This window comes from Sphingomonas colocasiae, assembly GCF_019880585.1.
In the GTDB taxonomy this organism is placed as follows: Bacteria; Pseudomonadota; Alphaproteobacteria; order Sphingomonadales; family Sphingomonadaceae; genus Sphingobium_A; species Sphingobium_A colocasiae.
Genome location: NZ_JAINVV010000004.1, coordinates 349379 through 376023 on the forward strand (window position 1 = coordinate 349379; position 26645 = coordinate 376023).

The 26645-nt window shown below is 67.9% G+C and carries 19 protein-coding genes; 12 read left to right on the forward strand and 7 right to left on the reverse strand.

Going from position 1 to position 26645, the window contains the following annotated elements; all coding sequences use genetic code 11:
• Nucleotides 1–347 precede the first annotated feature (347 nt).
• The 3 genes from K7G82_RS08095 to galE form a co-directional block, all read right to left on the reverse strand.
• Nucleotides 348–1973, reverse strand: coding sequence for a DUF389 domain-containing protein (locus tag K7G82_RS08095; RefSeq protein WP_246623377.1), 1626 nt, complete (start codon nt 1971–1973; stop codon nt 348–350).
• Nucleotides 1974–2529: 556 nt separating this feature from the next.
• Nucleotides 2530–2655, reverse strand: a complete 126-nt coding sequence (ykgO, locus tag K7G82_RS08100) for a type B 50S ribosomal protein L36 (RefSeq protein ID WP_222989348.1) — start codon at nt 2653–2655, stop codon at nt 2530–2532.
• A gap of 61 nt (nt 2656–2716) precedes the next feature.
• Nucleotides 2717–3772 (reverse strand): UDP-glucose 4-epimerase GalE, encoded by a 1056-nt coding sequence (gene galE, locus K7G82_RS08105; protein WP_246623378.1) that lies wholly within the window; start codon nt 3770–3772, stop codon nt 2717–2719.
• A 134-nt stretch (nt 3773–3906) separates the two neighbouring features.
• Here galE and K7G82_RS08110 point away from each other — a divergent pair, with 134 nt between their 5' ends.
• Both K7G82_RS08110 and K7G82_RS08115 read left to right on the forward strand, forming a co-directional pair.
• Nucleotides 3907–4521 (forward strand): hypothetical protein, encoded by a 615-nt coding sequence (locus tag K7G82_RS08110; protein WP_246623379.1) that lies wholly within the window; start codon nt 3907–3909, stop codon nt 4519–4521.
• Entirely contained in the window at nt 4518–5639 is a 1122-nt protein-coding gene (locus K7G82_RS08115) for a M14 family metallopeptidase (RefSeq protein ID WP_222989349.1), read from the forward strand. The genes K7G82_RS08110 and K7G82_RS08115 overlap by 4 nt, the downstream gene beginning before the upstream one ends.
• Before the next feature lie 265 nt (nt 5640–5904).
• Here K7G82_RS08115 and K7G82_RS08120 read toward each other — a convergent pair whose 3' ends face one another.
• On the reverse strand, nt 5905–6627 hold the full coding sequence (locus K7G82_RS08120; RefSeq protein WP_222989350.1) for a dienelactone hydrolase family protein: 723 nt from the start codon (nt 6625–6627) through the stop codon (nt 5905–5907).
• A gap of 124 nt (nt 6628–6751) precedes the next feature.
• Here K7G82_RS08120 and gpmA point away from each other — a divergent pair, with 124 nt between their 5' ends.
• The 3 genes from gpmA to K7G82_RS08135 all read left to right on the forward strand — a co-directional run bounded on the left by gpmA (nt 6752) and on the right by K7G82_RS08135 (nt 9375).
• Nucleotides 6752–7438, forward strand: a complete 687-nt coding sequence (gpmA, locus tag K7G82_RS08125; protein ID WP_222989351.1) for a 2,3-diphosphoglycerate-dependent phosphoglycerate mutase — start codon at nt 6752–6754, stop codon at nt 7436–7438.
• A gap of 381 nt (nt 7439–7819) precedes the next feature.
• Entirely contained in the window at nt 7820–8308 is a 489-nt protein-coding gene (purE, locus tag K7G82_RS08130; protein WP_222989352.1) for a 5-(carboxyamino)imidazole ribonucleotide mutase, read from the forward strand.
• Nucleotides 8305–9375 carry a 5-(carboxyamino)imidazole ribonucleotide synthase gene (locus K7G82_RS08135; protein WP_222989353.1) on the forward strand — a complete coding sequence of 357 codons (1071 nt, stop codon included), beginning with the start codon at nt 8305–8307 and terminating at the stop codon, nt 9373–9375. The genes purE and K7G82_RS08135 overlap by 4 nt, the downstream gene beginning before the upstream one ends.
• Nucleotides 9376–9731: 356 nt before the next feature.
• On the opposite strand, the gene K7G82_RS08140 is transcribed toward K7G82_RS08135, so the two are convergent.
• The 3 genes from K7G82_RS08140 to K7G82_RS08150 form a co-directional block, all read right to left on the reverse strand.
• Nucleotides 9732–11414 carry an ATP-binding protein gene (locus K7G82_RS08140; protein ID WP_222989354.1) on the reverse strand — a complete coding sequence of 561 codons (1683 nt, stop codon included), beginning with the start codon at nt 11412–11414 and terminating at the stop codon, nt 9732–9734.
• 84 nt (nt 11415–11498) lie between these two features.
• Nucleotides 11499–12260 carry a TIGR02186 family protein gene (locus tag K7G82_RS08145; RefSeq protein WP_222989355.1) on the reverse strand — a complete coding sequence of 254 codons (762 nt, stop codon included), beginning with the start codon at nt 12258–12260 and terminating at the stop codon, nt 11499–11501.
• Nucleotides 12257–13171, reverse strand: coding sequence for a sulfite exporter TauE/SafE family protein (locus tag K7G82_RS08150; protein ID WP_222989356.1), 915 nt, complete (start codon nt 13169–13171; stop codon nt 12257–12259). The genes K7G82_RS08145 and K7G82_RS08150 overlap by 4 nt, the downstream gene beginning before the upstream one ends.
• Before the next feature lie 302 nt (nt 13172–13473).
• Here K7G82_RS08150 and K7G82_RS08155 point away from each other — a divergent pair, with 302 nt between their 5' ends.
• The 7 genes from K7G82_RS08155 (at nt 13474) to rpsJ (ending at nt 26479) form a co-directional block, all read left to right on the forward strand.
• Nucleotides 13474–19221 (forward strand): alpha-2-macroglobulin family protein, encoded by a 5748-nt coding sequence (locus K7G82_RS08155; protein WP_222989357.1) that lies wholly within the window; start codon nt 13474–13476, stop codon nt 19219–19221.
• A 162-nt stretch (nt 19222–19383) separates the two neighbouring features.
• Complete coding sequence (gene pbpC / locus K7G82_RS08160; RefSeq protein WP_222989358.1) at nt 19384–21504, forward strand: penicillin-binding protein 1C; 2121 nt, start codon at nt 19384–19386, stop codon at nt 21502–21504.
• Nucleotides 21505–21770: 266 nt separating this feature from the next.
• Entirely contained in the window at nt 21771–22142 is a 372-nt protein-coding gene (gene rpsL / locus K7G82_RS08165; protein ID WP_222989359.1) for a 30S ribosomal protein S12, read from the forward strand.
• Between the two features lie 15 nt (nt 22143–22157).
• Nucleotides 22158–22628, forward strand: coding sequence for a 30S ribosomal protein S7 (rpsG, locus tag K7G82_RS08170; RefSeq protein ID WP_222989360.1), 471 nt, complete (start codon nt 22158–22160; stop codon nt 22626–22628).
• Nucleotides 22629–22710: 82 nt separating this feature from the next.
• A complete protein-coding gene (fusA, locus tag K7G82_RS08175; RefSeq protein WP_222989361.1) occupies nt 22711–24804 on the forward strand; it encodes an elongation factor G in 2094 nt (697 codons plus the stop codon).
• Between the two features lie 86 nt (nt 24805–24890).
• Entirely contained in the window at nt 24891–26081 is a 1191-nt protein-coding gene (gene tuf / locus K7G82_RS08180) for an elongation factor Tu (protein WP_222989362.1), read from the forward strand.
• Between the two features lie 86 nt (nt 26082–26167).
• Nucleotides 26168–26479 carry a 30S ribosomal protein S10 gene (rpsJ, locus tag K7G82_RS08185; protein ID WP_222989363.1) on the forward strand — a complete coding sequence of 104 codons (312 nt, stop codon included), beginning with the start codon at nt 26168–26170 and terminating at the stop codon, nt 26477–26479.
• Nucleotides 26480–26645 lie beyond the last annotated feature (166 nt).

The window sequence follows — 26645 nt, forward strand, 5'->3', positions numbered from 1 at the left end:
GCGGGGGCGGGGGCGCCGGGCCTGTCGGGCCTGTCGGGATAAAGCGCCAGCCCTCATACTCCGTTCGGGCTGAGCCTGTCGAAGCCCTGTCCTTCTATTGCGGTGTTCAGGAAGGACAGGGGTTGGCCTGCGGCCGACTTCGTCCCGACAGGCTCAGCCCGAGCGGGTGTTGGCCATGGATGCCAATCCCATGCATCACCCACATGTCGCTCCAGCGAAAGCTGGAGCCCATGCGATCTCTCCGTTTCGGTGGCGTTGGCGGCATCGCATGGACCCCGGCTTTCGCCGGGGTGACGCGGGTGGTGGCTTTTGTGGCGGGATGACGGGGCGGGCGGATACCCCCCGACTCACTCCGCCGCTACCACCGCCGCCGCCGCGCGTTTCGGTTGCCGGACCACTTCGAACTCGACGCCGCTGGCCGCCGTGCGGGGGCGTTGGGTGGGGGCGGGCGGGGTGGCGTTCGCCTTGATGCCCGCCTTCGCCAGCGTTTCCACCGCATAGCGGGAGAGCGCGGCGGCGGTTTCCCTGTCCGCGTCCGACGCGTTGGCGCCCGCGAAGCCGGCGACGTTCAGGCCCTGCACGCCCCAGCGCTCGATCGCCCAGACCGCGTCGTCCAGCGCGGCGCCCGGCTGTGGCGCGCCGTCCTTCAGCGCGACGGGCACGGTGATGCGGGGCTGGACGGGCGGGATGACGCGCACGCTCCACCCGCCGCCCGCCTGCGCCGCCGCCTTCTCGATCTCGCGATAATCGCCGAAGCCCCAGCCTTCGGCGGCGAAGGGCACGATCTGGACGGTGCGTTCGGCGCGGTTGGTCCACAGCGCCTGGGTGGGCAGGCCGATCGCCTCGCGGATCGCGGTGAGCGGCGGCACGTCGCGCACGATGCCCGCGGCGGAGGTCTCCACGGCGGCGTCGACGATCGCGCGCGTCTGCGCCTGGAGATCGGCGGCGACCACCTGTTGCAGGTTCAGGCTCGGCCGCTCGCCCCATTCGGCTTCCAGCGCGCGCATCAGCCGATCCTCCGCGTCGTTGGCGTAGCGCGGGGCGACGATCACGGCATCGACCGAGGGGCTGCCCCGCAGCGGCCAGCGCACCTGCAATTGCGCGATATTCACGGGCTTGAGCTTCAGTTCCTGCGCGAGCAGGCGGCGCACCGTCGTCTGCGCCTTGGCCTCCGCCGTGACGCGGTAGAGCGTGACGCCCAGCGGGATCGCCAGCACCGCGAAGGCGGCGAGCCCCGCCAGCACATAGCGCGGCGTGATCTCCACCTTGGCGATCGGCCGCGCCGCGCCGCTCAGCCGCGCGATCAGCGCGAAGGAAAAGGCGATCGCGGCAAGGTTGGTGAGGAACAGCAGGAAGGCGCCGAACGCGAAGCTCATATTGGCGACGCCCAGGCCGTAGCCGACGGTCGCCAGCGGCGGCATCAGCGCGGTGGCGATCGCGACGCCGATCGCCGTCGCTCCCTTTTGCTGGACGGTGGCATAGGCCCCGGCGATGCCCGAAAGCACCGCCACGGCGAGATCGAGCAGCGTGGGTTCGGTGCGCGCGATGATTTCCGGCGTGGCGTTGCGGATCGGGCTGAGCCAGGTGAGCAGGATGCCGGTGAGGATGCCGATGGCGGCGCCCATCGCGATCACCTTCACCGAATCGCGGATCTGGCGGCCGTCGAGCGAGGCGAAGCCGAAGCCCATGCTGGCGATCGGCCCCATCAGCGGCGAGATCAGCATCGCGCCGATCACCACGGCGGTGGAGGATTGCAGCAGGCCGAGCGCGGCGATGCCGGCGGACAGGCCGCACATGAGCATATAGGATTTGGTGAGCTGCCCATCCTCGCGCACCGATTTGCGGAGCGCGCGGCCGGCCTCTCCCTTCAGATCCGGGAACAGGCCGGTCTTGTCGATCTGCGCGCGAAATGCGGCGACGGAGGCGCGCACGGCGCTCCAGCGGGTCTCGCCCGTGGCGGATTCCTGTGTCAACGCTTGCCCTCCCTTGGCGCCTGGCCCGCTATCGTGCCGCTTTGGGGCGCGATCGGGAACCGGTAATTTGCGTGGGGGGAATGACACTCCGTTCGGGCTGAGCGTGCCGGATCGGTGTTGCGGCCGATGACATCCGTTCGGGCTGCTGATGCCCATCCCGGCGGTCACCCCAACACGTCACCCCAGCGCAGGCTGGGGTCTGCCAACCAGATCGCGCTTTATCCTGTGGGAGATCCCAGCCCTCGCCAAAGGCGAGGCCTGTCCTGAGCGCCCGCCCTGGCGGGCAGTCGAAGGGCTGGGATGACGTGTTGGACGGAGGGGAATGGGCCGGTGCCCCCCGATTCGCATTCGGGTCAGGCCGAGTCGAAGATGGTGCCGCCTGAGAACCGGCGCGCAGCGTACTTCAGTCCGTGAGCACCGGAAGCGCAGGGCGGCGCCATTTGCAGACCGTCCTCACCCGAATGCAGGGCGCACAAACGCATCGAGCGCCCGACCCGGTGGGGTGGGGCGCTCGACGAGGATCAGGGACCGGGCGCCTGGGCGCCCGACCGATGCTTCAGCCCTGGCGGGCCTTGAAGCGGCGGTTGATCTTGTTGATCACATAGGTGCGGCCGCGGCGGCGAATCACGCGGTTGTCCCGGTGACGGTCCTTGAGCGACTTGAGTGAATTGCGGATCTTCATGGCGAAACGCTTCCGGCTTATCGATTTATCAGGAAAAACGAGGCGTCGCCCTATGTCGCGGTCAGGCGGAAGTCAAGTCTCGCGCGCGGCTTTTCGCGAGCCTGGCTTCCCAGGCGAGCGCATCGGCGACGATCCTGTCGAGCGAGTCGAAGCGCGGCTGCCAGCCCGCGCGTTCGACCAGCGCCGCGTTGTCCGCCACCATCATCGCGATATCGCCGGGGCGGCGCGCGACGATGCGGTGCGCGACCGGGCGGCCGCTGGCGCGTTCCACCGCCGCGATCACCTGCCGCACCGAATGGCCGCTGCCATAGCCGCAATTGAGCACATGGCTGCGCGCCGGATCCTCCACCAGCAGCTCCAGCGCGCGGACATGCGCGTCCGCCAGATCGCTGACATGGATGAAATCGCGCACGCCCGTGCCGTCCGGCGTGGGATAATCATCCCCGAACACGTCCAGCCGCGCGCGCGCGCCCGCCGCCACCTCGGTCGCGACCTTGATCAGGTTGGTGGCGCCCGCCGTCGACTGGCCGGCGCGGCCGTCCGGATCGGCGCCCGCGACGTTGAAATAGCGCAGTGCGCAATAGTTGATGGCGTGCGCGGCGGCGGTGTCCGCCAGCATCAGCTCCGTCATCAGCTTCGACGTGCCATAGGGATTGGCGGGCCGCGTCGGCCATTCCTCCGTCACCGGATGGTCCGACGGCACGCCATAGACGGCGGCGGTGGAGGAGAAGATGAAGTGCGGCACGGCTTCGGCCACCGCGCTTTCGATGAGCGCGCGGCTGTTGGCGGTGTTGTTGCGATAATATTTGAGCGGATCGGCCACCGATTCGGGCACGATGATCGATCCCGCGAAATGCATGATCGCCGCGATCTTGTGCCGGGCCAGCGTGGCGCGCGTCAGCGCGATATCGCCGACATCGCCCTGGACGAGGGCCGCGCGCGGATCGACCGCGTCGCGAAAGCCCGTAGAAAGATCGTCGAGCACCACCACCGGCCAGCCCGAATCGAGCAGCGCGAGCACGGCATGGCTGCCGATATAGCCCGCGCCGCCGGTCACCAGCACCGGCATGCGGCGCCGCGCCTTCCGCCGCGCGAGAAGCGGGGTCTGCATGTTCATGCCGCGACGCTAGCGGGATTTGGTAAGCAACCCGTGAACCGTTCCGGGCCATATTGGCGCGGCGGCGGGTTTTGAGGCAGAATCGCCGCGCCGTTCGTTGTGGTGGCGGCGAGTCGTGTAAAAAGGAATGCGAAATGACGGCACCGTTCTTCAAGGCCCCGGCGCGGAAGGCCCATATGGCCAAGGCCCTGATGATCGGCGCGGTGCTGGCGCTTTCGGGCTGCGCCACGGCGCTGCCGACGGTGCAGGTGACGCGCTTTCACCTGAACCAGCCGATCGCGCCCGGCGCGGTGCGCGTCGAGCCCTTCGTTGCCGACGACAGCATGGAATTCCAGACCTATGCCAGCGCGGTGCAGGGCGAACTGACGCGGCTGGGCTTTCCGGCGGCGGGCGCGGATGGCGGCCAATATGCCGCGGTGATCCATGTGACGCGCGACACGCGTGAGGCGATGGCGCGGCGTTCCCCCGTATCGGTGGGGATCGGCGGCGGCGGCGGCAGCTATGGCGGCGGCGTTGGCGTGGGCGTGGGCATCACGCTGGGCGGGCGGCCCAAGGGCAGCGTCGTCACCGAATTGCGCGTGCAGTTGAAGCGCCGCGCGGGCGGCGACGTGGTGTGGGAAGGGCGCGCGCAGCTCGACGCGCGCGAAAACGCCCCCGCCGCGCAGCCGGGCATCGCCGCGGGCAAATTGGCGGCGGGCCTGTTCAGGGACTTTCCCGGAGAGTCGGGGCGCACTATCACCGTCAAATGACGTTCAGCATCAGCAGCGATTTCGACGGCGGCAACATCAGGGTTGTCGCCATCGAGGGCGACCGGGCGGATCTCGAGATCGTGCCCGATCATATGTCCGACTTTTACCAATGGTTCTATTTCCGCGTCTCGGGCGCGGCGGGGCGCGATCTGACGCTGCGCATCGTGAACGGCGGGGGCGCCGCCTATCCGGGCGGCTGGCCCGATTACAAGGCGCGCGCCAGCCATGACGACGAGAGCTGGCATCAGGCGGATACCGATTATGCCGACGGGGTGCTGACCATCCGCGTCCGCGCGGAGGGCGACGCGCTGTGGCTCGCCTATTTCGCGCCCTATTCGAGCGACCGGCACGCCGCGCTGGTTTCACGCATGGCGGCGCTGCCCGGCGTTTCGCACAGGGTGCTGGGCCATACGATCGACGGGCGCGCGCTGGACCTGCTGCGCCTGGGCACGGGCGCGAAGCAGGTGTGGCTCTATGCGCGCCAGCACCCGGGCGAGACGATGGCGGAATGGTGGATGGAAGGCGCGCTGGAAAAGCTCGTCGATCCCGCCGATCCGGTGGCGGCGGCGCTGCGCGACAAGGCGACCTTCCATCTGGTGCCCAACATGAACCCCGACGGCGCCGCGCGCGGCCATCTGCGCACCAATGCGGTGGGCGTGAACCTGAACCGCGAATGGCACGCGCCCAGCGCGGAGCAGAGCCCGGAAGTGCTGGCGGTGGTGGCGGCGATGGCCGAAACCGGCGTGGATTTCGCGATGGACGTGCATGGCGACGAGGCGATCCCCGCCGCCTTCATGGCCGGGTTCGAGGGCATCCCTTCATGGACCGAGGCGCAGGGCGGGCTCTATTTCAAGTTCCGCGATACGCTGGCGGCGCGCACCCCCGATTTCCAGACGCGGCTGGGCTATGTGGTGTCGCGGCCCGGACAGGCGAACCTGTCGATGTCCACGCCCTATCTGGCGGAACGGTTCGGCGCGATCTCGATGACGCTGGAAATGCCGTTCAAGGACAATTTCGGCGCGCCCGATCCGGTGCAGGGCTGGTCCCCCGAACGCAGCAAGGCGCTGGCGCGCGCCTGCCTCGACAATCTGGCGGCGATGATCGACGAAATGGGGTGAGGGCCCGGGGGGGGCTGAGCGGGTGTTCGGGCTGAGCCGGTGGTCGGGATGGCGTATGCCATCAACACCGTTCGGGCTGAGCTTGTCGAAGCCCTGTTCTTCTCTTTCGGGGTCAAGGAAGGGCAGGGGTTGGCCTACGGCCGACTTCGTCCCGACAGGCTCAGCCCGAGCGGGTTTTGGGGTTGGCGGGGACTGGTTGAATCCTGTTCCGTCACCAACGCCGGGTGTGCCGGTTGCTTTCGGCCCGAACGGGCACCTCCCCCGGTCAGCCGAACAGTTCCTCCAGGAAATCGCGCATCGCCTTCCAGCTTCGCCGCGCCGAATCGGGCTGATGGACCACGCCGCGTTCGGGCATGTTGGCGGTTTCGTCGGTGAAGCCGTGGGCGGTGCGGCCATAGGCGTGGATCTGCCAGTCGGCGTCGCCGGCGCTGAGTTCTTGGGCCAGCGCCACCGTCGCGTCGGGCGGGGCGATCGGATCGTCCCAGCCGTGGCAGATGAGCAGCTTCGCGCGGATCGGCGAGACATTGGCGAAGGGTGGCGGATCATAGACGCCGTGGAAGCTGACGACGCCCAGCAGGTCCGCGCCGCCGCGCGCCAGATCGATCGCGCATTTGCCGCCGAAGCAGAAGCCGATCGCCGCGGTGCGCGCCGCGTCCACCTCGTCGAGCGCCTTGAGTTCGGCGAGCGAGCGGTGGAGCCGGTCGCGCAGCAGCGCGCGATCGGCGTTCATCTCGTCCATATATCGGGCGGGGGCGGGCGACTGGCGCGTGGTGCGCTTGCCCTGGCCGAAGACATCGGCGGCGAAACCGACATAGCCGAGCGCGGCGAGCCGTTCGGCCACGACGTTGTCCGCCTCCTTCTGGCCCAGCACATTGGGCAGCACCAGCACGCCGGGGCGCGGCGCGGTGGCGGCGTCGTCCCACGCCACCACCCCTTCGAACGGGCCGCCCGGCCCTTCATGAACAAGCGTGCGCCGCTGGATCGCCAAATGCCTTCTCCTCGATGGTGACGGGCGGAGGCTTCCCACGGCGGCGGGCGGCGCGCAACAACATTGCCCTTCGCGCGGCGATCGGTAGAAGGCGCCGGATCGATCCAAGGAGCCTCGTCCCAACATGCCCCAGCTCGTCCTTATCCGCCACGGCCAGTCCGCCTGGAACCTGGAGAACCGCTTCACCGGCTGGTGGGACGTGGACGTGACCGAGAAGGGCGCGGAGGAAGCGCGCGCCGCCGGGCGGCTGATGAAGGAGAAGGGGCTGGATTTCGACCAGTGCTTCACCTCGCTCCAGACCCGCGCGATCAAGACGCTCAACCTGGCGCTGGAGGAAATGGGCCGGCTGTGGCTGCCGGTGGAGAAGGACTGGCGCCTGAACGAGCGCCATTATGGCGGGCTGACCGGGCTCGACAAGGCGGAGACCGCCGCCAAGCACGGCGACGATCAGGTGAAGATCTGGCGCCGCAGCTTCGACGTGCCGCCGCCGCCGATGGAAGCGGGCTCGCCTTGGGATCTCTCGGCCGACCGCCGCTATGCCGGCATCGCCGTACCCGCCACCGAAAGCCTGAAGGACACGATCGCGCGCGTGCTCCCCTATTGGGACGCCCGCATCGCCCCCGCGCTGAAGGCGGGCGAGCGCGTGCTGATCTCCGCCCATGGCAATTCGCTGCGCGCGCTGGTGAAGCATCTTTCCGCGATTCCCGATGACGAGATCACCGGGCTGGAAATCCCGACGGGACAGCCGATCGCGTATGATCTGGATGACGATCTGGTGGCGCTGGACCGCTATTATCTGTCGGAGCGCTGAGGGGGCCGTCCAAGAGGGTTTTCGTTCGGGCATTTCTCGGGATATCAATATCCCTGTCGCTCCAGCGGAGGCTGGAGCCCATGCGATCTTTCCGTTTCGGTGGTGTTGACGGCATCGCATGGACCCCAGCTTTCGCTGGGGTGACGTGGGTTTTGGGGTTGGTGGGAATTCATTGGAATCCCGTCCGACACGTCACCCCAGCGTAGGCTGGGGTCTGCCAACCAGATCGCGCTTTATCCGATGGGAGACCCCAGCTTTCGCTGGGGTGACGGGCCGGCGCTGGCTTTACCCCCGATCGCGCGGATTTCCGCCGCGATGATTGCGTCCGTCGGCCGGCCCCGTTAAGGGGCTGTGCTTCGCGGGCTCTGGACGGGACGGGGAATGGCCGAAGCGCAGCCGATCATCGGCATCATCATGGGCAGTCGATCCGATTGGGAGACGATGCGTCACGCCGCCGAGACGCTGGAGGCGCTGGGCGTGGCGCATGAATGCCGCGTGGTTTCCGCGCACCGCACGCCGGACCGGCTCTATGACTATGCCAAGGCCGCCGCCGGGCGGGGGCTGCACGCGATCATCGCGGGCGCGGGCGGCGCGGCGCACCTGCCGGGTATGACGGCGGCGATGACGCGCGTGCCGGTGCTGGGCGTGCCCGTGGAATCCAAGGCGCTGAAGGGCATGGACAGTCTGCTCTCCATCGTCCAGATGCCCGCCGGCATCCCCGTCGGCACGCTGGCGATCGGCCGGGCCGGCGCGGTCAATGCCGCGCTGCTGGCCGCCGCGATCGTCGCCAATGGCGATGCGGCGCTCGCCGCCCGGCTCGACGCCTGGCGCGAAAAGCAGACCGCGAGCGTGGACGAAGCGCCCGAATGAATCCGCTGAAGCCGGGATCGACGATCGGGATCATCGGCGGCGGCCAGCTTGGCCGCATGCTGGCGATGGCGGCGGCGCAGCTTGGCTATCGCTGCCATATCTATGCGCCGGAGGCCGATTCGGTCGCCGCCGAGGTGGCGGCGCGCTTCACCCGCGCCCCCTATGAGGACGCGGCGAGCCTGGCGGCCTTCGCCGGCGCCGTCGACGTCGTCACCTATGAGTTCGAGAATCTGCCGGTTTCCGCGCTCGCGCCGCTGGCCGATCGGCTGCCCGTGCACCCCGGCTTCGCCAGCCTGAAGACCGCGCAGGACCGGCTCGCCGAAAAAACCTTCATGCGCGATCTGGGCGTGCGCACCGCGCCGTGGCGGGCGGTGTCCGACCAGGCGGACCTGGCGGCGGCGGCGGCGGAGATCGGCCTGCCCGCGATCCTGAAGACGCGCTTCCTGGGCTATGACGGCAAGGGGCAGGCGCGGCTGATGGCGGACGCGGATATCGCCACCGCGTTCGACGCGATCGGCCGCCAGCCCGCGATCCTGGAAGGGTTCGTCGATTTCGAGGCGGAATTCTCGATCCTGATGTGCCGCGCCGCCGACGGCGCCTGCGCCTTCTGGGACGCGCCGACCAATGTGCACAGGAACGGCATCCTCGCCACCTCCATCGTGCCGCCCGGCCCGCTCGTCGCCGCGCAGGCCGAACAGGCGCGGGAGATCGCGCGCCGCGCGGGCGAGGCGCTGGGCCATGTCGGCGTGCTGACGCTGGAATTCTTCGCTGCGCCCGACGGCCCGGTGTTCAACGAAATGGCGCCGCGCGTGCACAATAGCGGCCATTGGACGATCGAGGGGGCGCTGACCTCCCAGTTCGAGAACCATATCCGCGCGGTCTGCGGCCTGCCGCTGGGCGCAACCGATATCGTCGGCCGGCGCGTGACGATGGAAAATCTGATCGGCGCCGAGGCGGAGGGCTGGGCGGAGATCCTGGCCGATCCCACCGCGCATCTCCACCTTTACGGCAAGGACGAGATCCGCGCCGGGCGGAAAATGGGGCATGTGACGCGGCTGGAGGTTTAGGGGGCGGTTCCGTTCCCGCGACAGTCCTTTCTTTTGAATCCTCGTCCCGGTTCGTCACCCCAGCGCATGCTGGGGTCTGCCGACCAGATTGCGCTTTGTCCGGTGGAAGATCCCAGCCCTCGCCTTTGGCGAGGTTCATCCTGAGCGCCCGCCCTGGCGATCAGTCGATGGGCTGGGATGACGTGTGGGGTGGGCATTTTTCGGGATATCAACATCCCTGTCGCTCCAGCGGAGGCTGGAGCCCATGCGATCTTTCCGTTTCGGGGATGTTGGCGGCATCGCATGGACCCCAGCTTTCGCTGGGGTGACGTGCTGGACGGGCAGAGGGAAACCGGCGCGGGTTACGCCCCGCCGCGTTACCGGCCCTGCGAGCGCCAGCGCTTGATCACGCGGCCGAGGATTTCGGCTTCGCCGCCGCTCTGGCGCCAGAGGTTGGTGAAGACGGGGTCGCTGGAGGCCGGGCGGCGGACTTCCTCCAGCGTGTCGAGCGCGACGCGGATGGGGATGGCGACGCCTTCGCCGCAGATGATGCATTCGCGGTTGCGAAGCGCCGGGATGGTGTCGAGGAAACCCTTTGCGCCTTCCGGCATTGCGGCCTTCACGAAGGCCTGGTCGCGTTCGTTGTTCAGGCGCATCGCGATGATCGTGCCGCATTGGGAGAGCACGCCTTCGGCCAGATCGGACGGGCGCTGCGTGATCAGCCCCAGCGAGACGCCGTATTTACGCCCTTCCTTGGCGATGCGGCCGAGGATCTTGCCGACCGAGGAACCGTCCGCGTTCTTTTCGGACGGCACGTAGCGGTGCGCTTCCTCGCACACCAGCAGCACCGGGCGCTGCGGTTCGTTGCGCGACCAGATCGCATAGTCGAACACCATGCGGCTGAGCACCGCGACGACGACGGCGGTGATATCCGAAGGCACGCCCGACACGTCGATGATCGAGATCGGTTTGCCGTCGCCCGGCAGGCGGAAGATGCGCGCCAGGAAATCGGCCATGCTGTCCGCCACCAGCATGCCGGAGAACATGAAGCTGTAGCGCGGATCGGTCTTGATCTCGTCGATCTTGGTCTTCAGCCGCATATAGGGGGCGCTGTCGCCCGCCTTGTCGAGCTTGCCCATCTCGTTCTGGATCAGCGTGGTGAGATCGGAGAGCAGATAGGGGATGGGCGAATCCACCGTCAGCTTGGTGATGCCTTCGGCCGCTCGGTTCTTCATGCGCGCGGCGAGCAGGCACTTGGCCAGGATGTCGCGGTCGAGTTGGCCCTCGCTGCCCCTTGTGTGGACGAAGACCTCGCAATGCTCCTCGAAGTTCATCAGCCAATAGGGCATGGCCAGGTTGCCGACGTCGTAGAGCGCGCCGTTGGTCTTGAACGCCGCCGAATACTCACCGTGCGGATCGATCATCACGATATGGCCCTGCGGCGCCATGTCGCAGATCTTGTGCAGGATGAGCGCGGCAGAGGTCGACTTGCCGGTGCCGGTGGAGCCGAGCAGCGCGAAATGCTTGCCCAGCATCGCGTCCACGAACAGCGCGGCGCGGATATCCTTGGTGGGATAGACGGTGCCGACCTCGACATTCGGGATCTCGTCGGCCGCGTACATCTGCATCATGTCGTCGCTGGTGACGGGATAGACGCGTGTGCCGGGTACGGGATAGCGCGTGATGCCGCGCCGGAAATGGCTGAGCCGGCCAGTGAGGCGCGCCTCTCCGCCTTCGCCGAGGAAATCGATCTGCGCGATGATCAGGTCGCTGTCCGCGCTGTCCAGGCTGAGGTTGCGGACATTGGCGACGATCCAGAGCGGGCCGACCTTCATCTTGATCTGGCTGCCGACCTGGCCGGCCATCGCGATGCTGGGATCCTCGTCATTGCCCAGGCGGCGCAGGATCGGCGCGTCCAGCTCTATGCGCGCGCCGGAACCCGAAACCTCGAACACCTTGCCGATCTCGACGCCCTCGAAGCTTTTCGGACGCGCGGGCGCGCCGGCCTGCTCGTCATCCGCCGGCGCCCGGCCGGCCTGCGTCGCCGCGAAATCGGTCATGCGAAATCCTTTCCCCAAGGCGCAAGCGCCCCCCGCGCCGGCTGTAACGCGGGTGGGTAAAGAATTGTTTTACCGTGAGGCCGCTCAGCGGCGGCGGAACAGCGCGCCGGCCGCCCAGCCGAGCAGCACCGACATCGCCGTGGCGAACAGGCCATAGGCGACGGGGCTGTGTTCCGCCGCGTCGGCGACATAGCCTTCGAATCCGGTCTTGCGGATGGCGACGTCGCGGCTTGCGCCCGCGATGACGCGGCCGTCCTGGATCAGGAAGGTCTCGGCGGTATAGCGGCCCACCGGCACGCGCGCGGGGATGACGAGGCGGGCGCGATAGAGCACGCCGTCGGTGATCTCGACGCCGCTGGTGCGCTGCCCGTAGAGCAGGGTGCGGCGGCGCAGGTCGATCAACCCGTCCTCGAAGCGGCTGAGTTCGCCTGGCGAGCCGACATTGGCGGGCGAGAGCTGGAGATTGCCCAGCCCCAGTTCGAAGATCGCGGCGGTGCGCGCATCAACCATCTGGTCGAGCGGGCGCGACGAGGCGACCGCGTAGAAGGCGGGCGCGGAACGGAAGCGCACGCTTTCCGCGTTCACCCAGATCCCCGCCACCTTCTGCTTTTCGCGCACGACGATCGGCTGCACCGGGCCGCGCAGCACCACCGCCACCTCGGCGGGTTTCGCGGGCACCCTGCCGCCGGGATAGAGGATCGCGCCGAACAGCAGCAGCTCCGCGCCGGTGAAGCTGTAGCGGATCTCCACGTCGCGCTGCGACACGTCCGGGACGAGCACGGGCTTGTCGGCGGCCAGCAGCAGCGGCGCCAGCGCGAACAGCGAAAGGGCGGCGGCGCGTCTCATTCGACGATCACCGAATAGATCTCGTCCGGGCGCCAGCCCAGCCCCAGCGCCATGCGGATCGCGACGAGCAGCACGATCGCCGCGAGCACGCCGCGCAGATATTCGGGCTTCATCTTCTGCGCCAGCCGCGCGCCATATTGCGCGCCGATCACGCTGCCGATCAGCAATAGCCCGGCCAGCACGATGTCCACCGCCTTGGTCGTCGTCGCGTGCACCAATGTCGCCGCCATGGTGACGAACAGGATCTGGAACAGCGAGGTGCCGACCACCACCTGGGTCGGCATGCCGAGCAGATAGAGCATCGCCGGCACCATCACGAAGCCGCCGCCCACGCCCAGCAGCATCGTCAATATGCCCGTGCCGAAGCCGAGCAGCAGCGGCGCGAGCGGCGAGATGTAGAGGCCCGATCGATAGAAGCGCCAGCGCAAGGGAAGGCTGGCGACGAGCGGATGGTGGCGCCGCTTGCGCGCGGCGATCTGCGTGCCGGTGCGCATCGCCACCAATGTCCGCACCGCATCGCGCGCCATCATGCCGCCGATGCCGCCCAGCATCACGACATAGAGCACCGCGATCACCGTATCGATCTGGCCGCTCTCCTGGAGCAGGCGGAAAATGCCCGCGCCCGCGATCGATCCGAGCACGCCGCCCACCACCATCACCGCGCCCATATGGAAATCGATGCCGTCACGCCGGGCATGGGCGAACACGCCGGAGACGCTGGCGCCCGTCACCTGGGTGGCGGCGGAGGCGGCGGCGACGGTGGGGGGGATGCCGTAGAAGATCAGCAGCGGCGTGGTAAGGAAACCGCCGCCCACGCCGAACATGCCCGAAAGCAGGCCGACCAGGCCGCCCAGCCCGATGATGACCAGCGCGTTGACCGAAAGATTGGCGATGGGAAGATAAAGATCCATCTCCCGATCAGCGGGTAGACCGGAATCGTGGCGCGGAAAAGTCCGCAGCGCCGCCCCATAGCGATTTGCAGTTCGATGCAATCATCGAACGATTCGAAAATCGCGGCAAACCGAAGAGCGATTTGCAGTTCGATGGAATCATCGGACGACTCGAAAATCGCGGTAAACCGACTCAACAAAATCGCCGGTGTGGCGTGGCGCTTGGCGCGCATCGCCGCCAAGGGCTTGAATGGATTTCGGATATTCGCTGGATTCGGCGGCGGCTTCGCGTCAGTTTGGGGTGTCTCGCGAGGAGGGCGTTTATGTTGAGTCGGTCGTGGCGCTTCGCCGTGCTTGCCCTTGCGCTCGCGCCCGTCGCGGCGGTGGGCGACCAGACCGCGCAGGTGGTGCTGGCGACTCCGGGCACCGGCGACGGCGCGATCGAGCGGTTCACCATGCGCTTCTCGGACGATATGGTGGCGCTGGGCGATCCGCGCGCGACCGCGCCCGCCAAGGTCACCTGCCCGGTCGGCGGGCAGGGCCGCTGGATCGACACCAAGACCTGGGTCTGGGAATTCGCCAATGCGCTGCCCGGCGGCATTTCCTGCGCCTTCGCGCTCAACGACGACCTGAAGACGCTTGGCGGCGCGGCGATCGGCGGATCGCGCAATTTCACCGTCGATACCGGCGGCCCTTCGGTGCGCGCCGTGCTGCCCGGCAGCTATGACGGCGATATCGAGGAGGATCAGGCGTTCCTGGTCGCCACCAATGTGCGCGCCGATCCCGCCTCGGTCGCCGCCAACGGCTATTGCGCGGTGGACGGCGTCGGCGAGAAGATCGCGCTCGACGTGCTGAAGCCCGAAGTGGCGGGCGAGCTGCTCGCCGGGCTCGGGCCGGACCGGTACGAGGTCACCAATTTCTTGAGCGAGGCCGGCTTGCCGCAGGCGCTGCCCGCCAATGCCGCCGAACGCACCAGGGCGCTGTCGACGGTGATGGCGGTCAAGTGCCGCCGCCCGCTGCCGCCGGGCCGCGACATGGCTTTGGTCTGGGGCCAGAACATCTCCGGCGTGGGGCGGCTCGCCGGGCGCGACCAGCGCTTCGACTTCACGGTGCGCAAACAGTTCGAGGCGCGCTTCGAATGTTCGCGGGTCAATCCGCAGGCCGGGTGCAGCCCGGTGCAGAAGGCCTTTGTCCGCTTCTCCGCGCCGATCGCGAAATCGGCGGCGCAGGCGATCCGCATCACCCTGGCCGACGGCAAGGTGCTGAAGCCCGAAGTGGAGAAGGGCAGCGCGCAGACCGTGTCGCAGGTGAGCTTCGCGCCGCCGCTGCCCGCCGCGACCACGGCGAAGGTGACGCTGCCGGAAAGCCTGAAGGACGAAAGCGGCCGTCCGCTCGTCAACCAGCAGCGCTTCCCGCTCGACGTGCGGTTCGACGCGCCGCCGCCGCTGGTGAAGTTCGCCGCCAATTTCGGGATCATCGAGGCGGGCGACGCCGCCGCGCTGCCCGTCACCGTGCGCAATGTCGAGCCCGAGCTGCAGGGGCGCAACCTGGGCGTCACCGGCGCCACGCTGCGCGTCGCCGGATCGGACGGCCAGATCGCCCGGTGGCTGCGCGACATCGAAAAGGCGAGCGAGACCGAGATCCGCACCGAGAAGCGGGGCGGCGAGGATGTCGACGTCAACTATACCGGCACCAAGCCGCTGATCGCGGGGCAGGGCGCCGCGATGAAGCTGCCGCTGCCCGGCAAGGGCAAGGATTTCGAGGTCGTCGGCATCCCGCTCGCCAGGCCCGGCTTCTATGTCGTCGAGCTGGCGAGCCCCACGCTGGGCCGCGCGCTGCTCGGCCGGAACACGCCGCGCTATGTGACGGCGGGCGCGCTCGTCACCAATATGAGCGTCCATTTCAAATGGGGCCGCGCGGCCTCGCTCGCCTGGGTGACGTCGCTCGACAGCGGCAAGCCGGTGGCCGGGGCGGCGGTGCAGGTGACCGATTCCTGCTCGGGCGCGGTGCTCGGCAAGGGGCAGACCGACGCGCAGGGGCGGCTGCTGATCAAGGGCGGGCTGCCATCGCCCGAAACCTATGGCAGTTGTGAGGGCAGCGGCGATTCGCCGCATCCGCTGATGGTCTCGGCGCGCAAGGGCGACGATTTCAGCTTCACCCTCACCCAATGGGGCAGCGGCATCCGCCCCTATGATTTCGACTTGCCCTATGGCTGGCAGGAGAATGCGGACCTGTTCCACACCATCTTCGATCGCACGCTGCTGCGCGCGGGCGAGACGGTGAACATGAAGCACATCCTGCGCAAGCCGGTGGCGGAGGGCTTCAGCTATGCCGGCGGCCTCGCCGGCACGCTCAAGCTCAGCCATCGCGGATCGGGCACCGAGTTCGAACTGCCGCTCGCCATCGGCGCGGACGGCATCGGCGAAACGACATGGACGGCGCCGCAGGGCGCGCCCCAGGGCGACTACGACATATCGGTGGTCGCCAAGGACCGGACGATCTGGACCAACCAGTCGATCAAGGTCGACGAATTCCGGCTACCGACGATGCGCGCGACGATCGACGCGCCGAAGACGGCGGCGGTGCGGCCCAAACAGGTGCCGCTGGACCTGTTCGTCGGCTATCTCTCCGGCGGCGGCGCGGGCGGCCTGCCCGTGCGCGTGCGCAGCGCGTTCAACCGCAGCGGCGGCGCGCCCAAGGGCTGGGAGGGCTGGAGCTTCGGCGGGCGCGACATGGTCGAGGGCACGGTGCCGCTGAACGGCGACGGAGAGGCGATCGAGAAACCGCTGCCGCCCGCGCAGACATTGCCGATCACGCTGTCGGGCGAGGGTACGGCCAAGGCCACGGTCGAGGTGCCGATGGCGGTGGACGACATCACCGACATGACGGTGGAGATGGATTATGAGGACGCCAATGGCGAGATCCTGACCGCGTCGCGCACCATCGCGCTCTACCCCTCCGCCGTCCGGCTGGGCATCAAGACCGACGGCTGGATGATGAAGGACGACGATCTCCGGCTGAAGCTGGTCGCCGTCGATACCGAGGGCCAGGCGCTCAAGGGCAAGCGGATCAAGGTGGCGCTCTACAGCCGCGAGGTGCTGACCGCGCGGCGGCGGCTGATCGGCGGCTTCTACGCCTATGACAATCAGGCGCGGACGACCCGGATCGACGCGAACTGCTCGGTCACCACCGATGCGCAGGGACTGGCCGAATGCCAGCTCGATCCCGGCGTCTCGGGAGAGGTCTATGCGGTGGCGACTGCCGAGGACGATGACGGCAACGTCGCGCGCGCGGTCACGTCGGTATGGCTGGCGGGCGAGGACGACTGGTGGTTCGGCGGCGACAATGGCGATCGCATGGACGTGATCCCCGAACAGAAGGACTATAAGGCGGGCGAGACCGCGAAGTTCCAGGTGCGCATGCCCTTCCGCTCCGCGACCGCGCTGGTGACGGTGGAGCGCGAAGGCGTGCTGTCCAGCTTCGTCACCGAATTGTCGGGCAAGGATCCGGTGGTCGAGGTGAAGATGCCCGGCGCCTACGCCCCCGACGTGTTCGTATCGGTGATGGCGGTGCGCGGCCGCATCGGCGGCTTCAAGCTGTGGCTGGCCGATCTCGCGCGGCGCTGGAACCTGCCCTTCTTCTCGCGTGAGGGCGCGCGGCCGACCGCGCTGGTCGATCTCGCCAAGCCGAGCTACCGGCTGGGCATCGCCAAGGTGAATGTCGGGTGGGAAGGCCATCGGCTTGGTGTCGAGGTGAAGGCGGACAAGGCCAAATACGCGGTCCGCGACACCGCCAATGTCGATGTCGCGGTGACGCGGCCGGGCGGCAAGCCCGCGACCGAGGCCGAAATCGCCTTCGCCGCGGTGGACGAGGCGCTGCTCCAGCTTTCGCCCAATGAAAGCTGGAAGCTGATCGACGCGATGATGGGCGAACGCCCGCTTTCGGTGCTGACCTCGACCGCGCAGACCCAGGTGGTCGGCAAGCGGCATTTCGGCAAGAAGGCGGTGGAGGCGGGCGGCGGCGGCGGCGGCGATCTCTCCGCGCTCAACCGTGAGGATTTCCGCCCGGTGCTGCTGTGGAAGGGGCGGGTGAAGCTCGACGCGGCCGGTCATGCGAAGATCCCGGTCCAGCTTTCGGACTCGCTCTCGTCGTTCAAGCTGGTCGCGATCGCGACCGACGGGCCCAACCTGTTCGGCACGGGCGATGTCTCGGTCCGCACGACGCAGGATCTGACGATCTTCTCCGGCCTGCCGCCGCTGGTGCGCACCGGCGATTATTACGGCGCCAGCTTCACGCTGCGCAACGCGTCGGACAAGCCGATGACGGTGACGGCGAACGTGTTCCTCAATCCGGACGTGGCGAAGGGCGCGCCGCTCACCGTCACGCTGCCGGCGGGCGCGGCCGCGCCGGTGACGTGGAACCTGCCCGCCCCCGCCGGGATCGACAAGCTCGACTGGACGGTGGAGGTGCGCGACGCCGCCGGCAAGCCGCTCGACCGGATCAGCGTCAGCCAAGTGGTGGCGCCGGCGGTGCCCGTCGAAACCTGGGCCGCATCGATCTTCCGGATCGGCGAGGCGGGCACGCAGATCCCGATCGCGGCGCCGGCGGGCGCGCTGCCGGGGCTGGGCAGCGTCGATGTGCGGCTGGCCGATACGCTGGCGCCGCCCATGGCGGGCGTGCGCGACTATATGACCGCCTATCCCTACAACTGCTTCGAACAGCAATTGTCGCGCGCGGTGGTGCTCGGCGATCTGGGCGTGTGGGGCAGGCTTTCGGGCGAGATCCCGGCCTATCTCGATAGCGACGGGCTGTTGCGCTACTTCCCCGTGGACCGCCTTCAGGGATCGGAGGCGCTCACCGCCTATGTGCTGTCGCTGACCGCCGAGGCGGGCTGGGCGATCCCGGAGGGCGCGAAGGCGCGGATGGTGCAGGCGCTGACCGCGGTGATCGACGGGCGGCTGCGGCGCGAGACGCCGTGGTCTGGCGACGATCGGCTCCAGCGGATCGCGGCGCTCGCGGCGCTGGCGCGCAACGGCGCGGCGACGCCGCAGATGATCGGCCAGATCGGGCTGGCGCCGCAGGACATGCCGACGAACGCGCTGGTCGACTGGATGGTCGCGGTGGATCGCACCGCCGGCCTGCCCAATGCCGCGCAGCTCCGCGCACAGGCGCAGCAGGTGCTGCGCCAGCGCATGGTGTATGAAGGCACGCGCATCGACATGGCCGACGCCAGGAGCGCGCCGTGGTGGATGATGTCCTCGGGCGACGAGATGGTGCTGAAGGCGCTGATCGCGACGCTGGGCAAGCCCGGCTGGCAGGACGAGACGCCGAAGATGATGGTCGGCGCCGCCGCGCGCCAGCAGCGCGGCCATTGGGATACCACCCCGGCCAATGCCTGGGGCGCGGTGGCGGTGCAGAAATTCGCCGCGCTGTATCCGGCGACCGCGATCGCGGGCACGACGACGGCCACGCTTGGCGGCCAGAGCCTCAGCCGGGGCTGGCCGCAGGCGGTGGGCGCCGCGCCGCTCAGCCTGGCGCTGCCCGCCCAGCGCACGCCGCTGACGCTGCGTCAGGCGGGCGGGGCGGGGCCATGGGCCTTTGTCTCGGTGCGCGCGGCGGTGCCGCTCACCCAGGCGCTGTTCGCGGGCTACCGGATGACCAAGTCCGTCGCCTTCCTCGAACAGAAGGTGAAGGGCCGGGCGACGCGCGGCGACGTGATCAAGGTGACGATCACCGTCGACGCCACCGCCGATCGCAACTGGGTGGTCGTCAACGATCCGGTGCCGCCGGGCGCCACGATCGTTGGCAATCTCGGCGGCCAGTCCGGCATGTTCGCGCAGGCCGGGGCGGAAGGCGGAGAGGGCGTCCAGCCCAGCTATGTCGAACGCGGCAAGGATGCGTGGCGCGGCTATTTCGAATGGGTGCCGCGCGGCCGCTTCACCGTGTCCTACGCGATGCGGCTCAACGGCATCGGCCGCTTCGGCCTGCCGCCGACAAAGGTGGAAGCGCTCTATTCACCCGAGATTCGCGCGGCGATCCCGAACCAGCCGATGGCGGTGGCGCCGAAGTGATGGTCGGCCCTTGCGGTGTCATCCCCGCGCATGCGGGGATCCAGCTATTCCGTGAAGTGTCCGGAAGAGAAGAAGAAGCTGGATCCCCGCATGCGCGGGGATGACACCGAGAGGAATGCGAACCCGCGCAAAGCTCCCGCCGCCGGCATGATGCGCATGCGAATGCCAGCGTTTCGAGGATCGCATCTCTGGTGGGGGCTGGCGGCGGTCGTCTTCGCCGCCTTCACCGCGCTCTGGTTCCTCACGCTGCCGCCGCCCTTGCCCGATTATGCGACGGTCAAGGCGCGCTGGCGGCCGAGCGAGGCGTGGCTCTACGATCGCGATGGGCGGCTGCTCGACAGCATCCGCGTCGATTTCGCGGCGCGGCGCCTCGCCTGGACGCCGCTCGACCGGATCGCGCCGGTGGTGCGCGACACGCTCGTCGCGGCCGAGGATCGCCGTTTCGCCGCGCATGGCGGGGTGGACTGGCTGGCGGTGGCGGGCGCGATCCGCGACCGGATCGAGCGCCGCCGCGCACGCGGCGCCAGCACGCTTTCGATGCAGGTGGCCGCTTTCCTCGCCCCCGGCCTCGCCGCGCCGGGCTCGCGCGGCTGGCGGGAAAAGGCGCGGCAGATGCGCGCCGCCTGGGCGCTGGAGGATCGCTGGAGCAAGGATCAGATCCTGGAGGCCTATCTGAACCTGGCAGGCTATCGCGGCGAAGCGCAAGGCATCGGTGCCGCCGCTTTGTCGCTGTTCGGCCGCACGCCCGATGCGCTCGGCCGGCAGGAAGCGCTGTTGCTGGTGGCGCTGCTGCCCGATCCGCGCGCCGGGCCGGGCGCATTGGCGCGGCGCGCCTGCGTGCTGGCCGGGGGCGGGGACTGTACCGCGCTGGATGCGGCGGCGCGCGACATGCTGGGGCCGGCCCGGCGGCTCGCGCTCGATCCGGGGCTGGCGCCGCACCTCTCCATTCGGCTGCTGACCGAACCGGGCATGAAGGTGACGACGACGCTCGACACGCGCGTCCAGCGGATCGCGGCGCAGGCGCTGGCCCGCCAGCTCCAGGGGCTGGGGGCCGAACGCGCGCGCGACGGCGCAGTGGTGGTGGTGGACAATGCCAGTGGCGACGTGCTCGCCTATGTCGGCGGGGTCGGCGGCGGATCGACCGCCGCGCAGGTCGATGGCGCCAACAGCTATCGCCAGGCGGGATCGACGCTCAAGCCCTTCCTCTACGCGCAGGCGATCGAGCGCGGCTACCTCACGCCCGCCTCGATCCTCGACGATTCGCCCGTCCAGCTCGACACCGCCTCCGGCCTGTACGTGCCGCAGAATTACGATCGCGACTTCAAGGGGCCGGTCTCGGTGCGCAGCGCGCTCGCCGGATCGCTCAACGTGCCGGCGGTGCGCACGCTGCTGCTGGCGGGGGTCGATGCGTTTCGCGACCGGCTGTGGGACACGGGCTATCGCGGGCTTACCGAGGACGGGCAATATTACGGCTTCTCGCTGGCGCTCGGCTCGGCGGAGGTCACCCTGCTCGAACAGGCGGCCGCCTATCGCGCGCTCGTGCTGGCGGGGCGCTGGTCGCCGCTGCGCATCCGCGAGGGCGACAAGCACGAACGCGCACGCACCGTGTTCAGCCCGCAGGCGTCGTGGATGGTGGCGGACATGCTGGCCGATCCTGACGCGCGCGCCCGCGCCTTCGGCATGGACAGCGCGTTGCGCCTGCCCTTCTGGGCGGCGGTGAAGACGGGCACGTCGAAGGCGATGCGCGACAATTGGTGCGTGGGCTTTTCGGACCGGTTCACCGTGGCGGTGTGGATCGGCAATCTGGAGGGCGATTCGATGCGCGCCGTCTCCGGCACCAGCGGCGCGGCGCCGGTGTGGCGCGACGTGATGCGCGCGCTCCATGCCGAACGGCCGGGATTGGCGCCGCCACGGCCATCTGGCATCGAGCAGCGCGTGATCCGCTTCGCCGACGGGATCGAGCCGCCGCGCCGCGAATATTTCCTGACGGGCACGGGGCAGGCGGTGATCGGCGGCGCGCCCGCCGCGTCGCGCCGCCCGCGCATCGTCAGTCCGGTCGGCGGCAGCGTCTATGCGCTGGACCCCGATATCCCGATCGAGCGCCAGCGCATGGCGGTGCAGGTGGCGGGCGAGGTGCTGGGCCACCGGCTGACGCTCGATTCGCGCGACCTGGGCGATGCCGGGGCGCGGCCGCTGGTGCTGGCGGGGCCGGGCGCGCACCGGCTGAAGCTGGTCGACCCCGGCGGAAAAGTGGTGGACAGCCTGATATTCACGGTGCGGTGACGGGGCGGGCGGGGGCGTGGCCGCGCCGCTTCCGGCTCGCCGGAATCCGAATCCGCCGCCCGGTTGACCCTTTTCGACTCCATCGTTATAGGCCGCCCCTGCCTGCGGGCTGGTGGTGGAGTCCATCCAGACGCTGTCCTTATGCAGGCACGCTTGAACATTGCTGATGCGTGGGAAGGCCTGGGGGGCCATTTTGGCCGCCGGGGTCCTTTTTGCATTTCGCGTGCGTCATGCAGCGGCAAAGTAACTGAGAAGGTGAAGGCTTCATGCCAACGATCAACCAGCTGATCCGCAAGGGTCGCGAACCGCAGAAGGCCAAATCGAAGGTCCCTGCGATGGATGCCAACCCGCAGAAGCGCGGCGTTTGCACCCGCGTCTACACGACGACTCCGAAAAAGCCGAACTCGGCGCTTCGCAAGGTGGCCAAGGTCCGCCTGACCAACCAGCGCGAAGTCATCACCTATATCCCGGGTGAGGGCCACAACCTTCAGGAGCACTCGGTGGTGCTGATCCGTGGCGGCCGCGTTCGCGACCTTCCCGGCGTTCGCTACCATGTTCTGCGCGGCGTGCTCGACACGCAGGGCGTCAAGGATCGCAAGCAGAGCCGTTCGAAGTACGGCGCGAAGCGTCCCAAGTAAGAAGGATCGGCTGAAATGGCACGTCGTCGTCGTCCCGAGAAGCGGGAAATCCTCCCTGATCCCAAGTTCGGTGATCAGATCCTTTCGAAATTCATGAACAGCGTGATGCTCGACGGCAAGAAGTCCGTCGCCGAAGGCATCGTCTATGGGGCGCTGGATACCGTCGAGGCTCGCGCCAAGAAGGATCCGATCGGCGTGTTCCACGAAGCGCTGAACAATGTGAAGCCGGGCATCGAGGTCCGCAGCCGCCGCGTCGGCGGTGCGACCTATCAGGTTCCGGTCGAGGTGCGCCCCGAGCGCGCCCAGGCGCTCGCCATCCGCTGGCTCATCACCGCCGCGCGCTCGCGCAGCGAGACCACGATGGCCGCGCGTCTTTCGGGCGAGCTGCTCGATGCGTCGAACAACCGCGGCAACGCGGTGAAGAAGCGCGAAGACACGCACCGTATGGCCGAGGCGAACCGCGCCTTCAGCCATTATCGCTGGTAAGGCTGGCGAACGGTAATCAACACCACCATATGATGGGGAGCCGGACGGTCCGGCTCCCCACATTGCTAAGGAACTGACGATCATGGCCCGCAGCCATCCGCTCGAGCGCTACCGCAATATCGGCATCATGGCGCACATCGACGCCGGTAAGACCACGACGACGGAGCGCATCCTCTATTACACCGGCAAGTCCTACAAGATCGGCGAAGTGCACGAAGGCACGGCGACGATGGACTGGATGGAGCAGGAGCAGGAGCGTGGGATCACGATCACCTCGGCGGCGACCACCTGCAAGTGGCGCGCTGAAGAGGGCAAGGGCGAAGAGCACCTGATCAACATCATCGACACGCCCGGCCACGTCGACTTCACCATCGAGGTCGAGCGTTCGCTGCGCGTGCTCGACGGCGCGGTGGCCTGCTTCGACGGCGTCGCCGGCGTTGAGCCCCAGTCGGAAACGGTGTGGCGCCAGGCGGAGAAGTACAAGGTTCCCCGCATGTGCTTCGTCAACAAGCTCGACCGCACCGGCGCGAGCTTCGAGCGCTGCGTCGACATGATCAAGGACCGCCTGGGCGCGCGTCCCGCCGTGCTGTATCTCCCGATCGGCATCGAGGGCGGCTTCAAGGGCCTGGTCGACCTGGTCGAGAACCGCGCGATCATCTGGCTCGACGAGTCGCTGGGCGCGAAGTTCGAATATCAGGCCATTCCCGAGGATCTGCAGGACGCCGCCGCGACCGCGCGCGCCGAGCTGATCGAGATGGCCGTCGAGCAGGACGACGACGTGATGGAGGCGTATCTGGAGGGCAACGAGCCCGACGTCGCCACCCTCAAGAAGCTGATCCGCAAGGGCACGCTGAACTTCTCGTTCGTTCCGATCGTCTGCGGTTCGGCGTTCAAGAACAAGGGTGTGCAGCCCCTGCTCGACGCGGTCGTCGATTATCTGCCCTCGCCGCTGGACATCCCCGACGTGCAGGGCGTGAAGCTCGACGGCGAGACGCCGGACACGCGTCCGCCTTCGGACGACGCGCCGCTCTCGCTGCTGGCGTTCAAGATCATGAACGATCCCTTCGTGGGCTCGCTCACCTTCGCGCGCATCTATTCGGGCACGCTGTCCAAGGGCAGCTACCTGAACTCGGTGAAGGACAAGAAGGAAAAGATCGGCCGTATGCTCCTCATGCACGCGAACTCGCGTGAGGACATCGATGAAGCGCGCGCCGGCGACATCGTCGCGATCGCGGGCCTCAAGGAAACGACGACCGGCGACACGCTGTGCGACGCCGCGAATCCGATCATCCTGGAGCGCATGGAGTTCCCCGAGCCCGTGATCGAGCTGTCGGTGGAGCCGAAGACGAAGGCCGACCAGGAGAAGATGGGCATCGCGCTCAACCGCCTGGCCGCCGAAGATCCCTCGTTCCGCGTCTCGACCGATCACGAATCGGGCCAGACCATCATCAAGGGGATGGGCGAACTCCACCTCGAGATCCTGGTCGACCGCATGAAGCGTGAGTTCAAGGTCGAGGCCAATGTCGGCGCGCCGCAGGTGGCCTATCGCGAGTATCTGAAGAAGCCCGTCGATATCGACTACACCCACAAGAAGCAGTCGGGCGGCACCGGTCAGTTCGGCCGCGTGAAGGTCAAGCTTCAGCCGGGCGAGCGCGGTTCGGGCATCATCTTCAAGGACGAGATCAAGGGCGGCAATATTCCCAAGGAATATATCCCCGCGATCGAAAAGGGCTTCCGCGAAACGGCGGCGACGGGCTCGCTGGTCGGCTTCCCGATCATCGACTTCGAGATCCTGCTGTATGACGGTGCGTACCACGACGTCGACTCGTCGGCGCTGGCGTTCGAAATCTGTGCCCGCGGCGCGATGCGCGAAGCGGCCCAGAAGTCGGGCATCACGCTGCTCGAGCCGGTGATGAAGGTGGAAGTCGTCACGCCGGAGGATTATCTGGGCGACGTGATCGGCGACATGAACAGCCGTCGCGGCCAGATCCAGGGCACCGATACGCGCGGCAACGCGCAGGCGGTGACCGCGATGGTGCCGCTGGCGAACATGTTCGGCTATGTGAACTCGCTCCGCTCCTTCACCCAGGGCCGTGCGCAGTACAGCATGCAGTTCTCGCACTATGACGAGGTTCCGCAGAACGTCGCGGATGAAGTGAAAGCAAAGCTGGCATAATTCGAGAATCGCCGCTATGGGGCCACGCTTCGAGCACGCCCTTGGCGGTCGGCGATCGAATTCAGAGAGAAGAAGGTAGGAAAGAAATGGCGAAAGCTAAGTTTGAGCGGACGAAGCCGCACTGCAACATCGGCACCATCGGTCACGTCGACCATGGCAAGACCTCGCTGACCGCGGCGATCACGAAGGTGCTGGCCGAAACCGGCGGCGCGACGTTCGTCGACTATGCCAACATCGACAAGGCTCCTGAAGAGCGCGAACGCGGCATCACGATCTCGACCGCTCACGTCGAGTACGAGACCGGCGAGCGCCACTATGCGCACGTCGACTGCCCGGGCCACGCCGACTATGTGAAGAACATGATCACCGGCGCCGCTCAGATGGACGGCGCGATCCTGGTGGTTTCGGCCGCTGACGGCCCGATGCCGCAGACCAAGGAGCACATCCTGCTCGCCAAGCAGGTCGGCGTGCCCACCATGGTCGTCTTCCTGAACAAGGTCGACCAGGTCGATGATCCCGAGCTGCTCGAGCTCGTTGAGCTCGAAATTCGCGAGGAGCTTTCCAAGCGCGACTTCGACGGCGACAATATTCCGATCATCGCCGGTTCGGCGCTCGCCGCTCTGGAAGACAGCAACACGGAAATCGGCCGTGACGCCATCCTGAAGCTGATGGCCGCCGTCGACTCGTGGATCCCGCAGCCGGAGCGTCCGCTGGACCGTCCGTTCCTGATGCCGATCGAAGACGTGTTCTCGATCTCGGGTCGCGGTACGGTCGTCACCGGCCGCGTCGAGACCGGCATCGTCAAGGTTGGCGAGGAAGTCGAGATCGTCGGCATCAAGGACACCAAGAAGACGACCGTCACCGGCGTCGAAATGTTCCGCAAGCTGCTCGACCAGGGCCAGGCTGGCGACAACATCGGCGCGCTGATCCGCGGCGTCGGCCGTGACGAAGTGGAGCGTGGTCAGGTTCTGGCCAAGCCCGGTTCGATCACGCCGCACACCGAGTTCACTTCGGAGGTCTATGTCCTCTCGAAGGACGAAGGCGGCCGTCACACGCCGTTCTTCGCGAACTATCGTCCGCAGTTCTACTTCCGCACGACCGACGTGACCGGCGAAGTCGTCCTCCCCGAGGGCACCGAGATGGTCATGCCGGGCGACAACGTCCAGCTCAGCGTCAAGCTGATCGCCCCGATCGCGATGGATCCGGGTCTGCGCTTCGCAATTCGCGAAGGTGGCCGTACCGTCGGCGCAGGGGTTGTCGCGACGATCACGAAGTAATATAGGCACCGCAGCCGCCCGATTCTCTCTGGGGAGTCGGGCGGCTCGCATTTTACAGTTACGGCTCTTTCGCATCGGTAGTGGACATGGAAACGCAGAATATACGGATTCGCCTTAAGGCGTTCGATCACCGCGTGCTCGACCAGGCAACTGGCGACATCGCTGATACGGCTCGCCGCACCGGCGCTCTCATTCGCGGTCCTATTCCGCTGCCGACGCGCATCGAGAAGTTCACCGTGAACCGCGGCCCGCACATCGACAAGAAGTCGCGCGAGCAGTTCGAGGTGAGGACGTACAAGCGGCTGCTCGACATCGTGCAGCCCACGCCGCAGACCGTCGACGCGCTGATGAAGCTCGACCTCGCGGCCGGCGTGAACGTCGAAATCAAGTTGGCCTGAGCCAATAACCTTTTTCCCCGCTTCGGCGGGGCGTCGAGGGGTTTCGGCCCCTCGGAGACGAAAAGGGATACCGCACGGTTCGCCGTGGACTGCGTCCCCCGTCTTCCCTCTCGCGAGGGAAACCAGCCCGGACGGGGCGACGCATGAATTTCAGGGCTGACACGCC

What these genes read in the sequence shown, in the direction of transcription:
- ykgO (WP_222989348.1), bottom strand. Translation starts at nt 2,655, where the DNA reads ATGAAGATCCGCAATTCACTCAAGTCGCTCAAGGACCGTCACCGGGAC.
- galE (WP_246623378.1), bottom strand. Translation starts at nt 3,772, where the DNA reads ATGAACATGCAGACCCCGCTTCTCGCGCGGCGGAAGGCGCGGCGCCGC.
- K7G82_RS08110 (WP_246623379.1), top strand. Translation starts at nt 3,907, where the DNA reads ATGACGGCACCGTTCTTCAAGGCCCCGGCGCGGAAGGCCCATATGGCC.
- K7G82_RS08115 (WP_222989349.1), top strand. Translation starts at nt 4,518, where the DNA reads ATGACGTTCAGCATCAGCAGCGATTTCGACGGCGGCAACATCAGGGTT.
- gpmA (WP_222989351.1), top strand. Translation starts at nt 6,752, where the DNA reads ATGCCCCAGCTCGTCCTTATCCGCCACGGCCAGTCCGCCTGGAACCTG.
- purE (WP_222989352.1), top strand. Translation starts at nt 7,820, where the DNA reads ATGGCCGAAGCGCAGCCGATCATCGGCATCATCATGGGCAGTCGATCC.
- K7G82_RS08135 (WP_222989353.1), top strand. Translation starts at nt 8,305, where the DNA reads ATGAATCCGCTGAAGCCGGGATCGACGATCGGGATCATCGGCGGCGGC.
- K7G82_RS08140 (WP_222989354.1), bottom strand. Translation starts at nt 11,414, where the DNA reads ATGACCGATTTCGCGGCGACGCAGGCCGGCCGGGCGCCGGCGGATGAC.
- K7G82_RS08145 (WP_222989355.1), bottom strand. Translation starts at nt 12,260, where the DNA reads ATGAGACGCGCCGCCGCCCTTTCGCTGTTCGCGCTGGCGCCGCTGCTG.
- K7G82_RS08150 (WP_222989356.1), bottom strand. Translation starts at nt 13,171, where the DNA reads ATGGATCTTTATCTTCCCATCGCCAATCTTTCGGTCAACGCGCTGGTC.
- K7G82_RS08155 (WP_222989357.1), top strand. Translation starts at nt 13,474, where the DNA reads ATGTTGAGTCGGTCGTGGCGCTTCGCCGTGCTTGCCCTTGCGCTCGCG.
- pbpC (WP_222989358.1), top strand. Translation starts at nt 19,384, where the DNA reads ATGCCAGCGTTTCGAGGATCGCATCTCTGGTGGGGGCTGGCGGCGGTC.
- rpsL (WP_222989359.1), top strand. Translation starts at nt 21,771, where the DNA reads ATGCCAACGATCAACCAGCTGATCCGCAAGGGTCGCGAACCGCAGAAG.
- rpsG (WP_222989360.1), top strand. Translation starts at nt 22,158, where the DNA reads ATGGCACGTCGTCGTCGTCCCGAGAAGCGGGAAATCCTCCCTGATCCC.
- fusA (WP_222989361.1), top strand. Translation starts at nt 22,711, where the DNA reads ATGGCCCGCAGCCATCCGCTCGAGCGCTACCGCAATATCGGCATCATG.
- tuf (WP_222989362.1), top strand. Translation starts at nt 24,891, where the DNA reads ATGGCGAAAGCTAAGTTTGAGCGGACGAAGCCGCACTGCAACATCGGC.
- rpsJ (WP_222989363.1), top strand. Translation starts at nt 26,168, where the DNA reads ATGGAAACGCAGAATATACGGATTCGCCTTAAGGCGTTCGATCACCGC.